The organism is Parasphingomonas zepuensis (assembly GCF_036663735.1).
Classification (GTDB): Bacteria; Pseudomonadota; Alphaproteobacteria; order Sphingomonadales; family Sphingomonadaceae; genus Sphingomonas.
In genome coordinates, this window is sequence record NZ_JAXOJO010000001.1 from 118447 (window position 1) to 134368 (window position 15922).

Below are 15922 nucleotides of genomic sequence, written 5' to 3' on the forward strand. Positions count from 1 at the left end.
GTAGCGCGGCTTCATAGCCGTTCGCAATCGATTGCGTTTGAAGCGCAGTACCGCGATAAGCACAGTTGCCGTTTCGGCCGAAAGATAGCGGAGAGCATGATGGAGAGCCAAGCCCCAGCAGGATCGGCAAGCGGAACCGCGCTGCTGAAATGGCTGGTCTTCCTGATGTTCGCCATGTTCGCCATGACCACGGACTCGGTCGGCACCGTCATTCCCGAAGTCATCCGCGAATTCGAGCTTGGGCTGACGGCCGGTGGCTCGTTCCAATATGCCACCATGTCGGGAATCGGCATTTCCGCCATCGCGCTCGGATTTCTGGCGGATCGGATCGGGCGCAAGGCCACGATCCTGCTCGGCCTGTGCCTGTTCGGCGCCAGCTCGGCCCTTTTTGCGGCGGGCCACGCCTTTCTGTTCTTCGTGTCGCTGCTGTTCCTGTCGGGGCTCGGTATCGGCATCTTCAAGGCGGGCGCGCTGGCGCTGATCGGCGATCTGTCGCGCTCGACCCGCGAACATGCCGCCACGATGAACCTGATCGAGGGCTTTTTCGGAATCGGCGCGATCGTCGGCCCGGCGATCGTTGCCTATATGCTGCACACCGGCGCCGGCTGGAAATGGGTCTATCTCATTGCCGCGATGCTCTGCGCCCTGCTGGTGCTCGGGTCGGTATTCGCCCGATTTCCAAAGCCGGTCGTCACCCGCGCGGTACCCGCCCGTCCCAGCGCGGCGATCCGCATGGCGGGCGATCCGGCTGCGCGCTTCTTCGGCACGGCGCTGATGCTGTATGTCGGCGCCGAAGCGGCGATCTATGTCTGGGCGCCGACCTATCTCGCGGGCTATTCGGGATCCTGGACCTGGCTCGCCGCTTATGTCGTGTCGATCTTCTTCGTGCTGCGCGCGGCGGGGCGTTTCCTCGGCGTGTGGCTGTTGTCGCGGCTCGACTGGGCCACCGTGCTGGCCGTGTGCAGCGCGGCGATGGCGCTGCTCTTCTGGATCGCCGTGGCGGGCGGGCGCGAGGTGGCGATCTTCGCCCTTCCCGCGACCGGGTTATTCATGTCGGTTCTCTATCCGACGATCAATTCGACCGGGATCAGCTGCTACGACAAGGGGCGCCACGGCTCGATCGCGGGCCTGCTGCTGTTCTTTACCTGCGTCAGCGCGGTGTTTGCGCCAATGGCGATGGGGGCACTGGGCGACTGGCTGGGCGACAGCGCCTACAGCCTGGTGCTGGGCGCGGTGTTCGCCAGCCTGCTGACGGCGCTGTGCGGCTGGAACCTCGCCCGCAAACCCTTTGCGGCGATGCTCGCCGCGCGCGACATCGCCGATTATAGTCAAGTAAGCCAAGGCATCGCGCCGGTATCGCAAATTTGAAGCACCAACCTGACGAACAAGCCTATGTTTCGGGCCAGTCCGGCAACAACGCGTTTTATGGCGCGCCGCGCGAGTTCGGCGTGCGTCTGTCGACGAGGTTCTGACCATGCATTGGATATATTTCGCGGGAGCGGCATCGCTCGGCGCTCTGGGTGCTGCGCTTTCCGGTTCTTCGTTTCTCGCTCCCGCCGGGCAGCAGGATATTTCCCCGTTATCGGAACGGTGCGCCGGCCTCGGCGACGCGATGGCTCAGGCCTGGCCCGAAAAGGGCACCAGGATCACCGCCAGCATCTTCCGATCGGCCGGGCCCGCCCCGGCCCAACCCGGTCCGCCCGGCATAGCGCCGCCGGCGGTAAATCTTCCCGCCCATTGCGACGTGACCGCTACGATGCACGAGCGCCAGGGCGTGGACGGAGCGCACTATGCGATCCGCTTCCACCTGCGCCTTCCCCAGGATTGGAACGGCCGCTTCTTCTTCGAGGGCGGCGGCGGGACCAATGGGGAGCTGGGCAGCGCGATCGGCCGGCTTTCCGGAGATGCGAAGCCGGCGCTCGTTCAGGGCTATGCCGTGCTGTCGCAGGATTCGGGGCACGACAATGCCGTCAACAGCGATCCGAAACGGGGTGGTCCGACCGCCTTTGGCTTCGATCCACAGGCACGGGCGGATTATGGCCGCAGCTCGCTGGAGCCGGTGACGCTCGCCGCCAAGGCACTCGTCGCACGCTTCTACGGAAAACCGCCACAATACAGCTATTTCGTGGGATGCTCGAAGGGCGGACAGGAGGGCATGGCGCTCGCCCAGCGCTATCCCGAGCTTTACGACGGCATCGTCGCGGGTGCGCCGGGCTTCGCCCTGCCCCGCGCCGCCCTGGCCGAGGCATGGGATACGCAGCAATTCGCCAGCGTGGTGAAGGCCAAGGGCGAAGCCGTCACCCTCGCCTCGCTGGCCGCGTCGTTCAGCGACGCCGATCTCGGCCTGGTACGCAAGGCCGTGCTCAGTGCGTGCGATGCCGATGACGGCCTGGCCGACGGAATCGTCGGGGCTCATGGCCAGTGTACCTCGGCCCGGGTGCTGCCCGTGCTCAAGCGCAGCCAGTGTTCCGGCGCAAAGCAGGACGGCTGCCTTTCGGCCGCTCAGATCGGTGCGCTCGAACGCGTCCATGAAGGACCGCGGACCTCTGCCGGCAAGCCGCTTTATGCCAGCTTCCCATGGGATGCCGGCTGGTCCGATCTGGGCTGGCGCATCTGGAAGACCGGTTCGGCCGACGGCCGTATCCCGTCGATCAACGTGATGATGGGCGGGCCTTCGCTGGCGACGACCTTCACCGTGCCGCCCAAGGCGCCGGGAACGACGCCCGATGCGTTGCTCGCCTATCAGCTCGGGTTCGATTTCGACCGCGATGCCGGGGCAATCTACGCGACCGGCCATGGCTTTACGCGTTCGGGCTGGCAGGACATCAGCGCGCGCTCCGGCGATCTCGCTGCGTTCCGCAAGCGCGGGGGCAGGATGATCGTCCCGCACGGTGTCTCGGATCCCGTCTTCTCCTTCAACGACACGATCGCCTGGTGGAAAGAGGTCGATCGCGCGGCCGGGGGCAAGGCAGCACAGTTCGCCCGCGTCTTCCCCGTCCCGGGGATGGGCCATTGCCAGGGGGGCCCGGCGACCGATCGCTACGACGCTTTCGGCGCGCTGGTTCGCTGGGTCGAACAGGGACAGGCGCCGGAGCGGATCGTCGCGACGGCCGGCCCGATGTCCCCATGGAACGGCCGCAGCCGTCCGCTCTGCCCCTATCCCCTCGTCGCCGTGCCCAAGCCGGGAACGACGGACGGCGAAAAGGCCGAGAATTTCGTCTGTGCGAAACGCTGAAAAAGGTACGAAAAATGAAGATCGGCAACCCTATGATGCAATCGTTGGGCGTGCTCGCGACGCTGGTGCTGGCACCCGCGGCACAGGCGCAACAGGCCGCTCCACCGGCCGACACGGCTCCCGGGCTCGAACTGGCGTTCGAGGAGATCGTGAAACTGGGGCCGCCCGTCCAGGTCGGCACCACCGCCCGGGGCGGCCGCACCATCATCCCGATCACAGGGGGTAGTTTCTCGGGCCCGAAGGTTCGCGGCGAGGTGATGCCCGGCGGCTGGGACTGGCAATTGCTGCGCGCCGATGGCTGCACCGAACTGGAAGCGGATTACATGCTGCGGACGCATGACGGCACCGTGATCAACGTCGTCAACAAGGGCGTTGCCTGCCCCCCGGCCGCGGGCGAAGCCCCGGCCGGCGTACGCACGGTGGCCGTGTTCGAGGCGCCGATCGGCGCCTATGACTGGATGTCGAAATCCGCCTTTGTCGGGATGCTCGTGCCCTATGAGTCCCCCGATGGACCCGCAGTGAAGATCCGCTTCTACCGCGTCCGCTAACGGCGACCGCCCGGGCGCCGCTTAGCCGGTCGACGCGAAATGCCGATCGAGCCAGGCGGCGAACAGCGCCGACCATTGGCCGCATGGCTTGTCCTTCGGGCCAAGGCCGAAGCCATGTCCGCCTTCCTCGAACAGATGCACTTCAACCGGCCGCTTGGCGGTGCGCAGCGCGCGCATCATGGCCAGGCTGTTCTCGACCGGGACCGCGCTGTCGTCGAGCGCGTGGACCAGGAAGACCGGCGGCGTTTGCGGCGTGACATGGTCCGCAGGCGACCGGCGCGCGATCAGGTCGGCGCCGGGATGTGGCCCCAGCAGGCGCATCGCGGATTCGGCATGCGTGACCGGCGCGGTGACGCTGATCACGGGATAGACCAGGGCCATCGCTATTGGTCGCGCGTCGAGCGCGTCCGTGGCGTCGCGCGGGCGATAGACCGGCTCCGCAAAGCCCGTTGCGAGCGTGGCGGCGAGATGGCCCCCGGCCGAAAAGCCGATAGCGGCAACGGCGGCGGGATCGAAACCGTAGCGGCCGGCCTGGGCGCGAATGACGCGAACCGCGCGCTGCGCGTCCTGGAGCGGCACATCGGCCCGATCGCGCCATCCCTCGTCCGGAAGGCGATAGGTGAGCACGAACACCGTATAGCCAAGCGCCGTCATGGCACGGGCGAGATCAAGGCCTTCGTTGAGGATCGATACGAAAGTGTAGGCGCCGCCCGGGATCGACAGCAGAGCACGGCCGTTGGATTTTTCTGGCCGGAAGACACGGAGCGTCGGGCGCTCGACATTGCGTACCCAGACAGCGGGCCAGCCAGCCGGCAATTCCCTGGCGCGGTAGCCGGTCGTCGGCGGGCCGTCCGGCCACAGCGCGAGCTGTTCGGCCTCAGTCCAGGCCGGCGGCGGTGGCGGCAGTTTGGGGAATTCCTGTGCCTGGGCAATTGAACCGAGACCCAATCCCGCCAGCGCGGCACCGCCGGCGAGGAATGATCGCCGCCCGATCCCGAACTCCAGTTGCTCAAAATCCGACGTCATAGTGCCTTTCTCCAGCCGCCATCACTTTGCGCAGCATGGCGATGAGACCCGTTGCAGGGGGCGAATTCAAGCTCAATCTACAATCGATTGTGCATACGAGAATATTGAACGGCATTAACTGTCTGGATGGGACGACGCAGATGGAGATTGCCGGTCGGCTATGAAGCCGCCAGTCGCACCATTGCGGGAAACGCTATAAAAATGTTGTGCAATCGATTGTGAGGACAAGCGTTTGCCGATAGGGAGATGTACGAAACCAAGGGGAGGATAACGTGGTCGGTCAAACTGGCGCAAGCGCCACTGGGAGGCAGGCAGCTTGGTGGCGAATTGCCATGACGCCGATCGTCCCAGCTTCCGCTATGCGGCGGGCGGCCCGTTGACCAAGTCTCGTTGGTTGACCGAGGATGCCGCAGGTCGCGGCACCCCCAGCGCCTGGACGGCAGAGCACCTCACTATCGTCGGCACCCGTGCGCACGATGCTGCACCGCTAATAGGTGACAACGATGTCGTACGCATAACGCCGGATCTCGATATCTGGGACGCATGGCCCATTCAGGACGCTGACGGGACGCCATCAGTGCTGGAGGACGGAAAGACCTTGTGGATGGCCCTGGGCGCCCCGCAATTTAGCGATCCCGAAGAGCGCCACGGCCATGCGCGGATTCACTTGCTGCTGCGGGACGCGGTCAGTTGGACTCATCTCGGCGCGGCCCTTCCCGATGGCTTTTCTCCCGGCAGCCGCGAATGGTCGGGTTCGGCGGTGCTCGGCCCGGATCGGAAGGCGCTGACCCTGTTCTTCACCGCGACCGGGCGCCGCGGCGAGCCGACACCGACGTTCGAGCAGCGGATCTTCCGCGCCAGGGCGACATTATGCCGCACAGCCGACTCCTGGCAGCTCGTCGACTGGCATGCGCTCAGCGAGATCGTAGCGCGCGATCCGGCCCGTTACATGGCCAGCGACGCTGGCGAAGGCGCAGTGGGCACGATCAAGGCATTCCGGGATCCGGCCTATTTCCGGGATCCGCTTGACGGCCGCCACCATATCTTCTTCGCGGCCTCCCTGGCTGGCTCGACCTCGGCGTTCAATGGCGCGGTGGGCTGGGCCGTTGCGCGCGACGACGATGCCGAAAGCTGGGAGATCCGCCCGCCCCTCATCAGTGCCGACGCGCTCAACAACGAACTCGAGCGGCCGCACGCGATTTTTCACCAGGGTCTTTATTATCTGTTCTGGTCGACTCAGCGCCACGTCTTCAATCCCGATGGTCCGACCGGCCCGACCGGCCTGTACGGCATGGTGTCGGAGCGGTTGCAGGGGGGCTGGGCGCCGCTGAACGGCACCGGTCTGGTGTTCGCAAACCCCGTCGAGGCGCCCAGGCAGGCTTATAGCTGGCTGGTGCTTCCCGACCTTCAGGTGACGAGCTTCATCGACGCGTGGGGCAGCGACGCTGAATCCAGGCGCTTCGGTGCGACCTTCGCCCCCATGCTGCGCCTCCGTCTCGACGGAGCGAGCGCCGGTCTGGCGGCGTAGCCATGCCGGCATTTTTCACGGGGATCGAACTCGGCGGCACCAAGGCGATCGCGCTGCTGGCCGAGGGCGACCGGATCGTCGATCGCAAGACGATCCCGACCACCGATCCCGACACGACCCTGGGAGCGCTCCGCGCGCAGGTCTGCGAATGGCAAGAGCGCGCGCCGATCGCGGCGCTGGGCATTGCGTCCTTCGGCCCGATTCAACTTTCCGAAACCCGTCCGGACTTCGGCCACATCCTCGCGACGCCGAAACCGCGCTGGTCCGGCGCGCCGATAATCCCGCTGCTGACCCATGGTTTCACCTGCCCTTGGCGGATCGACACCGATGTGAACGGCGCCGCTCTCGCCGAATATCGCTGGGGCGCCGGCGTCGGCTGCGACAGCCTGTGTTACATCACGATCGGAACCGGGTTGGGCGGCGGCGTGCTGGTCGCCGGCCAGCCGGTGCACGGTGCGATGCACCCCGAGATCGGACATCTCCGGCTCCGGCGGGCGGCAAACGATTCCTTCGCAGGCGCCTGCCCGTTCCACGGCGATTGCATCGAGGGTCTGGTCTGCGGCCCGGCGCTTCACGCGCGGTTCGGCATGGATCCCGCGACTGTGCCCGACTCTCACCCCTTATGGCGCCACGTCGCGGCGGATATCGCTGAACTGTGCGGCACGATCCTGCTCACCACGTCAGCGCAGCGGATCCTGTTCGGCGGCAGCGTGATCCTGTCGCGCCCCTTCCTCCTGCCCTGGGCCCGGGCGCTCGTCGTGGAACGGCTCGGCGACTATCTGCCCTTTCTGGACTGCGATGCCGCGGAGCTTATCCTTCAGCCCGCCGGGCTCGGCGTCGATGCCGGCCCGTTGGGGGCGATCGCCCTGGCGCAGACCGCCCTGGATCGCGCCGCGGGCTGACTCGCGGAGACGCGCGCCTATTTCGTATCGACCTTCTCGATCAGATCGAGCAACCCGTCGACGATGGCCGTCTCGGCGCAACCCGGCTTCAGTCGCGATGAGACGACTTCGAACGTGTTGTAGCCGAACGCCGCATCGTTGGGGATGTAGCCGGACCCCGCCATACCGTTTGTCAGCGTCGTCATCATGCTGTGCTTGAAGGGAGACTCCCGCTTGAAGCGTTGGGCGATGGTGGTGAAGACTTCGCCGTCAACGCCGCCGATCACGGTGTCGCCGATCTTGAGCAGGCTCAGGCGAAGGCCGATCGGATCGGCATCCTCATAGGTGCCCGGATGGCCCGCGCGCCCCTTGTCCAGCCGTTTGCGGCCCGGGCAGGTCACCGTCTGCTGTGCGCCGCGAATCCGGGGGCTCATCACCGGGCGTTCCAGGCTGGCGCGAGCAACATGCAACACTTCCTCACCGAGCATCTGACCCATCGAAAGGACCATCTGCTTTTGCTGGTTTCATCAGCCTGGCGACCTGGGGATCATTGCGATCCGTGCCGGTGCCGCCCGGCGGCATCGCGTTACTGATATCCTCGCCGCGCTTGGCGTAGTCGGCGCCCCGCAGGCACCCGGCAACGCCTTAGTTGGCGACCCGCCACGTGTCGCGGTGCGGTGCGGGTTCGTACAGGGCGATGCCGCCGCCCTTGCGCTTGATCCCTATCAGCGCCTCATCGGCATGAGCGATCAGTTCTTCGAGATCCTGGCCATGATCCGGGTGCACCGCGTAGCCGACACTGGTTCCGATCGAAAGAGTATGGCCGAGAATGGTATAGGGATCGGATATGGAGCGAGCGATCCGGCGGGCCAGCAAGTCCGCTTCGCTCCGGTGCTGCGCGCTCATCTGCAGGACGACGAATTCGTCGCCGCCAACCCTGGCTGCCACATCGCCCGTCCGAAGGAGTCGGCGCAGCCGATCCGATACGGCCTGCAGAAGCGCGTCTCCCACGGGATGGCCAAAGGTGTCGTTGACGGCCTTGAAGCGATCGAGGTCGAGGCAGTGCACGGCAAGGATGCCATCGCGGGCCTTGCTGGCGAACTGGGCGTCGAAGGCCTCGCGCAACGACAGACGATTCTCCAGCCCGGTTAGCGCGTCGGCCCGTGCCAGTGTCGCAAATGTGCGGCGTGCGGTGATCTCCGTGATGGCGGCGCCGTAGTTTCGCATCATGCTGTGGATGCCGCCCGCGAGAAACAGCAGAAGCAGCGCCCCGACGCCGATATAGGTCGTATCGGGCGTTGTCAGGGCAACGACGCTCGTCGGTACTGCCGCCACCGCCATGCTCGAAATCGAAATTGCGGGACGCAGGAAGACGCCTGCGGCAATGCCGGCCGCATAGCCGAACAATAGCCCGACCACGAGCATATGCGATTCGGCGCTGCTCACCTGGAATGCGCGCGCGCTGAACGCGCCGAAGGCGGCGGCAAACGCCAGATAGGGGATCGCGAACACGCGCTCGACATGGCGCGCGCCGGCCAGATCAAGCGCCTCGCTGCACGCGCGGCCACGATAGAGAAGCAGAACGCCAAGCCGCATCGCCATAGCGAGACCGCCGAGCACGAGCAGCACGGTCAGCAACGGATCAGGCCTGTCGAGCGCGACATGGGTGCCGACACCGAGGAACGCGACCGCCATGATCACGCTCGGCGTGAGTGTCTCGTAGAGCGAGCGCACGGTAACGATATAGGTCCCGTGAGGGAGAATCTTGGGCTGATCGACCATGGCGTCCCCTCAGCGATACCTCAGCGGGCAGCAGGGCGCCAGCTACTGAATCCGGCACGCAGGACGGCTGAGCCGGCGGTCCATCACCGCCGACTCCTCACCGGATCAGAAGTCCTTGCGCAGCAGCAGCCCGGCATAGCGTTTGTCGTCGCGCGGGACGAAACGCACGGTGCCCGCCGCGCTGCCATTGCCGAGGAAGCTCGAATAGGACGTGTTCGTGATGTTCTTCACATAAGCACGCACCTGCCAGCCCGAGCTGCTGGACAGCACGGCGACGCTGGCGTTCCAGATCGCGATGGCCGGCTCGATCGTGTTCTTCGTTTCCGACAGCGAATATTGCGTCTTGCTGCGGAATGAGAGGTCGCTCTGGAGCTCCAGGTTGAGCGCATCGGTCACCGGGAAACGATAGGTGGCGTTGCCGTACAGCTTCACCTTGGGGGCGAACGGCAAGGGCTGGCCATCGATATTGCAGCTGACCGCGGCACCGACCGGGCAGTTGAAATTCACCACCTTGGCATCCGTATAGGCCGCCGACAGATCCACGGTGAAGCCCTTGGTCGGCCGGAGCGTCACATCCGCCTCGGCGCCGCGCGAGCGGACCGAACCGGCGTTGATCAGGCGCGTCACCTGCAGCCCGCCGACCGTATCGGCGAAGTTCGCCTGATAGCCGTCGAAGCTCGTCGAATAGACTGCAAGGGCATAGCTGAAGCTGCGATCCGACGTGTTGCCCTTGATCCCGGCTTCGTAGGAGTTGGACGTTTCCGGCTGCAGCGGCACTTCGTCGAGCGGCAGGACGGCGGTGCCGACCAGCTGCGAGCGCATGTTGAAATAGACGTTGTAGCCCGGCCCCTTATAGCCGCGCGAATAAGTGAAATAGGTCTGCGCATTCTGCCCGAGATCGAGCTGGAGGCCGAGCCGGTAGCTGTCGCCACGCCGGCTCGTGGAGCCGGTCGCGTTGTGATAGCCGCGAATGCCCGGCCGATCGACCGCCGGCGCCGCCGCCCCGAGATTGGTCGGATCGTTGGTCGAGGTCCGGACGTGGTAGAAGTCGACATCGTCCCAGGTCGAGCGATAGCCGGCGATGCCGCGGAAGAAGCTGGTGAAGTTGACGTTGGCTTCACCGAACAGCGCGTAATTGTCGTTGGTCACGCCGTAATTGGCGACGCCCACCGTGGTGAGCGGCCCGGGCAGGGTCGTGATCGTGCGCTGGTAGCGTTCATCGGTATCCGCATGGAGATAATAGGCGCCGAGCACATAATCGATGAAGCCCTGCTTCGGCGACGTGAGGCGCAGTTCCTGCGAGAACTGGCGGGAATCCACATCGCCGAAATCCTCGCCCTGCGGGAAGCCGACCGCGAGCGTCGAGATGCCGTCGAAATCCTGATGTTGATGGTTCAGCCATTTTCGATAGGCCGTGATCGAGGTGACGTGATAGTCGCCAAGCGCGAGTTCGCCGGTGAGCGACGCGCCGAAATTCTTGTCGCGAACGTCCGAATCGAAGGACGAGGAAATGGTGCGATTGTCGCGCGACGGCACGACGCCGGCACCCGCGAGCAGCCCGGCGAGCGCCGTGGAATTGGTGACGACATTGGTCGGATAGGCCGTCTGCGAGGTCGATGCGTAGATCGCGGTCGGCACGGTATCGCGCGACTGGAGATAATCGCCGATGACGGTGAATTTCAGATCGTCGTTCGGCGTGAAGATCAGCTTGCCGCGGCCGCCATAGCGTTCGAAGCCGTTCACCTCGTTACCGGTGACCAGATTGCGGACGTTCCCGTCCCATTTGGTGTAGAGGCCGCCGACCAGAGCAAGCAGCTTGCCCGGGATGACCGCGCCGGAGACACCGGCCTTCAGACGATATTCCTCGTCGCTCGTGATGCCCGCCTCGCCGAACGCGCTGAACTGCTCGGTCGGATTGCGCGTGACGATGTTGATGACGCCGGCCGACGCGTTCTTGCCGAACAGCGTGCCCTGCGGCCCGCGCAGCACTTCGACTCGCTCGACTTCGCCCAGGTCCAGCGTCGACTGGCCCGGGCGCGTCAGCACGACGCCGTCGAGCACGGTCGAGACCGACGGCTCGACGCCCGGCGAGGTAGTGATGGTGCCGACGCCGCGGATGAAGACGGTGCGATCCTTGTTCGATGCGCCTGCGCGGAACTCGACCGACGGGACCGAGGTCGCGATCGACTGGAGATTGTTCAGCTGGCGCTCGGCCAGCGATGCTCCGCTGATCGCCGTGATGGCGATCGGCACGTCCTTGACCGATTCCGAACGATAGCGCGCCGTCACGACGATATCGTCGCTGGCGCCTTCGGGGGCCGCCGCGTCGGGCGCTGCCTGTGCCCAGGCCATCTCCGGCACCAGCGCGCTGCTGGTCGCGAGCAGCATGAAAGCAATGAATTTCGAGCGCCGGTCGGCCATCGATCTACCCTTTATCTGTTTTCCTGCCTGCCCATTACCCTACCAACTTAGTGGGAAAAGAAAGTTTTCCTTCCCCGGCCCGAAGCCCCGCCCCGCGGATCAACGCCCGGGCAAAGCGACTGACGGGCCGATCCGCCGGATCCGCGGCAACAGCATGTGGATCCAGCCAAGCGCCAGAAGATAGGAGATGCTGGCGAAGGCGAACAGGGGGCCGTAGCCAAGGCCTGCCGCCAGCACGAGCCCGGCGATCTTGGCGATCGCCATGCCGCCGAGATTGCCGCAAAAGGCCCCGAAGCTGGTGACCCGCCCGACCTTCGCGTGCGGCGTCACATCGGCGATCAGCGCGAACAGGCTGGTGGAAAAGCCCTGATGCCCGGCCAGCGCCAGCGCCAGCAGCGCGACCGCCAGGCCATAAGTGTCGACATGCAGCGCGAGCGATACCGGAACCACGCAGAGCGCCGAGACGAACATCACGCTCTTGCGCACCCGGTTCTCGCTCCACCCGCGTCCGAGCAGTGCGCTCGAAATCGCGCCGGCGCAGAGCGAGCCAACCGCCGCGCCGGTATAGGCGATGGCGAGCGGCGGCCCGAGCGCGGTACCGCTCAGGCCGAACTGCCGGTTGAAGAAATCGGGCATCCAGAACAGCATGAGCCACCAGGTCGAATCCGACAGGATCTTGCCGACCGCGATCGCCCAGGTCCGCCGCTCAGTGAGGATCGGCCCATAAGTTTCGACCGGCGCGCCGGCATCGGGCGCGACTTCCGGCTCGGCACCGAAGGTAAGGCCACGTGTCACCAGCAACCAGATGCCGGCCCATAGCAACCCGGCAACGCCCGCGGCGACGAACGCCGCGCGCCAGCCCCACAAGGCGGCGACGGCGGGAATGAACAAGGGCGTGACGATCGCGCCGATGCTGTTGATGCCATTCAGCAACCCGAAGCCGCTCGATCGCAGCCGGGGCGGGAAGATCGTCGCGATCGTCTTTACCCCGCTCGGCGTGCCCATCGCCTCGGTCGCGCCCAGCGCCACGCGGCACAGCACGAACTGCGTGAAGCCGCTGGCCCAGCCGTGCAGCATGGCGGCGAGACTCCACGCGGCGACGCCGACCGGATTGGCCCATTTCACGCCGAGCTTGTCGACGATCGTGCCGGTGAAGAGGAAAGCGACGGCCGCAGCGCCCTGGAACCAGGCGGCGAGCGTTCCATAATCATTGTCGGACCAGTGCAGATCGGCGCTGATGACCGGCTTCAGGATCGAGATGATCTGCCGGTCGACGAGGTTCAGGATGCCCGCGGTGAGGATCAGTGCGAACAACAGCCAGCGGCGCCGCGGCGACATGGTCATGCGACGGTGACCTGCTCGCCATTCTGGAGAACCCGCACCGCATTGCGCCGAAGCTGACGCGTGCCCGGATTGAGCATCGCCTCGGCCGTATATTGCGCGAGATAGACTCGCCTTGGCGCAGCGCTGCGATTGGCGCCGGTGGCGTGGAGCAACAGGCTGGAAAAGGCGACCACGCTGCCCGCGGGGACCTCGATCGCGACGCCGTCCTCCTCGGTCGCGACCGCCAGATCGTTGGTTGCGGCCTGCCGGTCATGGGTGCGGATGCCGTCCAGATGGCTACCGGGAATGACCCGGACCGTGCCGTTTTCGACGGTCGCATCGTCGAGCGGGCACCAGCAGGTCAGATAGGGCAGATGATCGGGCGGCCCGCCATTGCCGACGACATAGCCCGAATCCTGATGCCAGCTGAAGGCGAGGCCTCGATCTGGCCCCTTCACGACATATTGATCGAAGAAGAAATAGGCGTCGGCACCCAGCGTCGCCCGGCAGATCTGCGCCATCGTCCGGCTGAACAGCATGCGGCGCAGCGACGGCTGCTCGCGCTGGCATTCGTTCGCGAAATAGCGCGTCCCGCGATGACTGAGCCCAAGCGCATCGACGCCGGCCGCATCCATCCGGGCATCCTCGCGTGCTACGAAATGATCGCATTCCCGCCGCAGCAAATCCAGCAGCTCGCCCGCCAGGACGCGCGGGAACACCGCATAACCATCGCGCGCAAAACTCTCGGCCTGCGCCGCAATCGCCTGATCCGTCTCCATGCCGCGACGCTATGCGGCGGCCTCGGCCTTGGCCAGCGCAGATTTTCTATGCGGCGGATCGCCTATGCTATGACGAGCGGCCCGTGATCGAGGCGCGGCAGGACGTGCCGGGCGAACAGATCGGCTTCGGCGCTGTGCGGGTAGCCGGACAGGATGAACGCATCGATGCCGGCGGCGCGGTACGCCTCCAGCTTGGCGAGGACCTGATCGGGATCGCCGACGATCGCCGCGCCGCACCCCGATCGGGCGCGGCCGATGCCGGTCCACAGATTATCCTCGACATAGCCTTCGCCGCCCGCCGCCTCGCGCAGCTCGGCCTGGCGCCGCACGCCGGCAGACTGGGAATCGAGCGACTTGGCCCGGATCGCCGCGCCGGCAGCATCGTCGAGCCGCGACAACAGGCGATCCGCCGCATCCCGCGCCGCCGCCTCGGTCTCGCGCACCACGACATGCACGCGGTAACCGAAACGCAGGCTGCGGCCGGCCTTGTCGGCACGGGTCCGCAGGTCGGCGATCGTCTCGCGCACTGCCTCCATCCGGTCGGGCCACATCAGATAGACATCGGCGCCTTTCGCGGCCGCCTCGCGCGCATCTTCGGACAGCCCGCCGAAGTAGAAAGCCGGCGCGCGGCCCGAAACCGTGCCGATACGCGCCGGATCGAGCTTCAGCTTCCAGAAGTCGCCGTCATGATCGAGCGGCTGGCCGTCCAACAGCGTGCGCAGGATGTGCATCGCCTCGACGGTGCGCGCGTAGCGCGGCGCGCTCGCCAGCGATTCGCCGGGCAACTCGCTCGAGATGATGTTGATCGTGAGGCGCCCCTGCCCGTCCGCACCCGCGCCTAGTATGCGATCGATGGTGGCGATCTGGCGCGCGAGCTGAGGCGGCCAGCTCTCGCCGATCCGCACTGCCATCAGCAGCCGGATGCGCCGGACCAGCACGGCGATCGCCGCGGCAAAGGCGGTCGTGTCGATGCCCAGCGCATAGCCCGACGGCAGCAGGACATTGTCGAAACCGCCGCTTTCGGCCTGGAGCACGATGTCGCGGCAATGCTCCCAGCTCGATTGCAGCTTGGGATCGGGCACGCCCAGAAATTCGTAATCGTCGTCGCACAGCGCCGAGAACCAGCTGACTTCGCACGAACTCATGGCACATATTCTCCGATCGATGCTTCCGGCCCGACGCACCATTCGCCCTTGAAGCGCGCCATGCCCCATGCCAGCGGGGAAACGGAAGTCCCGCTCCTGCAGAGCGGGCGCGATTCATTACCACGCGCGAGCATGCGCGCTCATGGCACAAGGGACGACAAGGTGGGAGAGCTTATCCGTTATGGCATCGTCGGCACCGGAATGATGGGGTGCGAGCATATCCGCAACATCCGGTTGCTGCCGAACGCCGTCATCACCGCAATCGCCGATCCGGTCGAAACGTCGCTGGGCTGGGCCGATGCTTCGCTCGGCGACGCACGGCCGCAGCGCTTCCGCTCGGCGGAGGAGCTGGCGGAAAAGGGCGAGATCGATGCGGTCGTGATCGCGTCGCCCAACAACACGCATCGCGAGACCATCGTGCCTTTGTTCGAGCGCGGCGTCGCGATCCTGTGCGAAAAGCCGCTGGCGACCACGCTCGAGGATGCACGGTGGATCGCCGACCGCGCGGCCAGCCACAGCGCGCCGGTGTGGACCGGCATGGAATATCGCTACATGCCGCCGGTCGCGCGCTTCATCGCCGATGTCCATGCCGGCCGCATCGGCCGGCTGCAGATGCTGGCGATGCGCGAACATCGCTTTCCCTTCCTGGTGAAGGTCGGGGACTGGAACCGCTTCTCGCGCAACACGGGCGGCACGATGGTCGAGAAATGCTGCCATTTCTTCGATCTGATGCGGCTGATCGTGCAGGCCGAACCAGTCCGCGTGTTCTGTTCGGGCGCGATGGACGTGAACCACCGCGACGAACTGTATGAAGGGGAGCGGCCCGACATCATCGACAACAGCTACACCGTGGTGGACTTTTCCAACGGCGTCCGCGCGCTGCTCGATCTTTGCATGTTCGCTGACGGCGCCGAGCATCAGGAGGAGATCGTCGCGACCGGCGATTCGGCACGGCTCGACGTCATCGTTCCGCCCGGCGACATCATCTTTTCGCCGCGGGTCGGCTTTCGCGCCGACAAGGCAGTGGTGCGGGAGACGGTCGAGGTGGACGAAACCGCTATGGCGGCCGGATCGCATCACGGCGCGACCTTCCATCAGCACGAAGCCTTCGCGCGGGCGGTCCGCGGCGAAGGGCCGGTCGAAGTGACGGCGGACGATGGCCTGCGCGCGGTCGCGATCGGCGTCGCCGCCGAGATCAGCGCGCGCGAGCACCGGGTCGTCGAGATGGCTGAACTCGGGCTGTAAGTCCGGCGA

13 protein-coding genes are annotated in these 15922 nt (G+C 66.0%); 6 read left to right on the top strand and 7 right to left on the bottom strand.

What is annotated here, in order from left to right:
* Positions 1 to 99: 99 nt before the first annotated feature.
* The 3 genes from U1769_RS00560 to U1769_RS00570 all read left to right on the top strand — a co-directional run bounded on the left by U1769_RS00560 (position 100) and on the right by U1769_RS00570 (position 3783).
* A complete protein-coding gene (locus tag U1769_RS00560; protein ID WP_332710768.1) occupies positions 100 to 1368 on the top strand; it encodes an MFS transporter in 1269 nt (422 codons plus the stop codon).
* Positions 1369 to 1612: 244 nt separating this feature from the next.
* Positions 1613 to 3235, top strand: a complete 1623-nt coding sequence (locus tag U1769_RS00565; RefSeq protein ID WP_332710770.1) for a tannase/feruloyl esterase family alpha/beta hydrolase — start codon at positions 1613 to 1615, stop codon at positions 3233 to 3235.
* Positions 3236 to 3267: 32 nt separating this feature from the next.
* On the top strand, positions 3268 to 3783 hold the full coding sequence (locus U1769_RS00570; RefSeq protein WP_332710772.1) for a DUF3237 domain-containing protein: 516 nt from the start codon (positions 3268 to 3270) through the stop codon (positions 3781 to 3783).
* A 21-nt stretch (positions 3784 to 3804) separates the two neighbouring features.
* Here U1769_RS00570 and U1769_RS00575 read toward each other — a convergent pair whose 3' ends face one another.
* Positions 3805 to 4809: an alpha/beta hydrolase gene (locus tag U1769_RS00575; protein ID WP_332710774.1), complete on the bottom strand. Its 1005-nt coding sequence runs from the start codon at positions 4807 to 4809 to the stop codon at positions 3805 to 3807.
* Positions 4810 to 5128: 319 nt separating this feature from the next.
* On the opposite strand from U1769_RS00575, the gene U1769_RS00580 reads away from it, so the two are divergent.
* Both U1769_RS00580 and U1769_RS00585 read left to right on the top strand, forming a co-directional pair.
* On the top strand, positions 5129 to 6337 hold the full coding sequence (locus U1769_RS00580; RefSeq protein ID WP_332710776.1) for a glycoside hydrolase family 68 protein: 1209 nt from the start codon (positions 5129 to 5131) through the stop codon (positions 6335 to 6337).
* A 2-nt stretch (positions 6338 to 6339) separates the two neighbouring features.
* The gene (locus U1769_RS00585) at positions 6340 to 7239 is read left to right on the top strand and encodes an ROK family protein (RefSeq protein WP_332710778.1); all 900 of its coding nucleotides are present in this window, start codon (positions 6340 to 6342) and stop codon (positions 7237 to 7239) included.
* Between the two features lie 17 nt (positions 7240 to 7256).
* Here the strand turns inward: U1769_RS00585 and U1769_RS00590 are convergent, their stop codons facing one another.
* The 6 genes from U1769_RS00590 to U1769_RS00615 form a co-directional block, all read right to left on the bottom strand.
* Entirely contained in the window at positions 7257 to 7727 is a 471-nt protein-coding gene (locus U1769_RS00590; protein WP_332710779.1) for a hypothetical protein, read from the bottom strand.
* Between the two features lie 136 nt (positions 7728 to 7863).
* A complete protein-coding gene (locus U1769_RS00595) occupies positions 7864 to 8847 on the bottom strand; it encodes a diguanylate cyclase domain-containing protein (protein WP_332713562.1) in 984 nt (327 codons plus the stop codon).
* A 258-nt stretch (positions 8848 to 9105) separates the two neighbouring features.
* Positions 9106 to 11421 carry a TonB-dependent receptor gene (locus U1769_RS00600; protein ID WP_332710781.1) on the bottom strand — a complete coding sequence of 772 codons (2316 nt, stop codon included), beginning with the start codon at positions 11419 to 11421 and terminating at the stop codon, positions 9106 to 9108.
* A gap of 99 nt (positions 11422 to 11520) precedes the next feature.
* Positions 11521 to 12765, bottom strand: coding sequence for an MFS transporter (locus U1769_RS00605; RefSeq protein WP_332710783.1), 1245 nt, complete (start codon positions 12763 to 12765; stop codon positions 11521 to 11523).
* The gene (locus U1769_RS00610; protein ID WP_332710785.1) at positions 12762 to 13523 is read right to left on the bottom strand and encodes a phytanoyl-CoA dioxygenase family protein; all 762 of its coding nucleotides are present in this window, start codon (positions 13521 to 13523) and stop codon (positions 12762 to 12764) included. The genes U1769_RS00605 and U1769_RS00610 overlap by 4 nt, the downstream gene beginning before the upstream one ends.
* A 62-nt stretch (positions 13524 to 13585) precedes the next feature.
* Positions 13586 to 14668, bottom strand: coding sequence for an LLM class flavin-dependent oxidoreductase (locus U1769_RS00615; protein WP_332710787.1), 1083 nt, complete (start codon positions 14666 to 14668; stop codon positions 13586 to 13588).
* Between the two features lie 162 nt (positions 14669 to 14830).
* Here U1769_RS00615 and U1769_RS00620 point away from each other — a divergent pair, with 162 nt between their 5' ends.
* On the top strand, positions 14831 to 15913 hold the full coding sequence (locus tag U1769_RS00620) for a Gfo/Idh/MocA family protein (protein WP_443030160.1): 1083 nt from the start codon (positions 14831 to 14833) through the stop codon (positions 15911 to 15913).
* Positions 15914 to 15922: the final 9 nt, after the last annotated feature.

Excerpts from the sequence above, each read along its gene's own strand:
- U1769_RS00560 (WP_332710768.1), top strand. The coding sequence starts at position 100 with ATGGAGAGCCAAGCCCCAGCAGGATCGGCAAGCGGAACCGCGCTGCTG.
- U1769_RS00565 (WP_332710770.1), top strand. The coding sequence starts at position 1,613 with ATGGCTCAGGCCTGGCCCGAAAAGGGCACCAGGATCACCGCCAGCATC.
- U1769_RS00570 (WP_332710772.1), top strand. The coding sequence starts at position 3,268 with ATGATGCAATCGTTGGGCGTGCTCGCGACGCTGGTGCTGGCACCCGCG.
- U1769_RS00575 (WP_332710774.1), bottom strand. The coding sequence starts at position 4,809 with ATGACGTCGGATTTTGAGCAACTGGAGTTCGGGATCGGGCGGCGATCA.
- U1769_RS00585 (WP_332710778.1), top strand. The coding sequence starts at position 6,340 with ATGCCGGCATTTTTCACGGGGATCGAACTCGGCGGCACCAAGGCGATC.
- U1769_RS00590 (WP_332710779.1), bottom strand. The coding sequence starts at position 7,727 with ATGGTCCTTTCGATGGGTCAGATGCTCGGTGAGGAAGTGTTGCATGTT.
- U1769_RS00600 (WP_332710781.1), bottom strand. The coding sequence starts at position 11,421 with ATGGCCGACCGGCGCTCGAAATTCATTGCTTTCATGCTGCTCGCGACC.
- U1769_RS00605 (WP_332710783.1), bottom strand. The coding sequence starts at position 12,765 with ATGACCATGTCGCCGCGGCGCCGCTGGCTGTTGTTCGCACTGATCCTC.
- U1769_RS00610 (WP_332710785.1), bottom strand. The coding sequence starts at position 13,523 with ATGGAGACGGATCAGGCGATTGCGGCGCAGGCCGAGAGTTTTGCGCGC.
- U1769_RS00615 (WP_332710787.1), bottom strand. The coding sequence starts at position 14,668 with ATGAGTTCGTGCGAAGTCAGCTGGTTCTCGGCGCTGTGCGACGACGAT.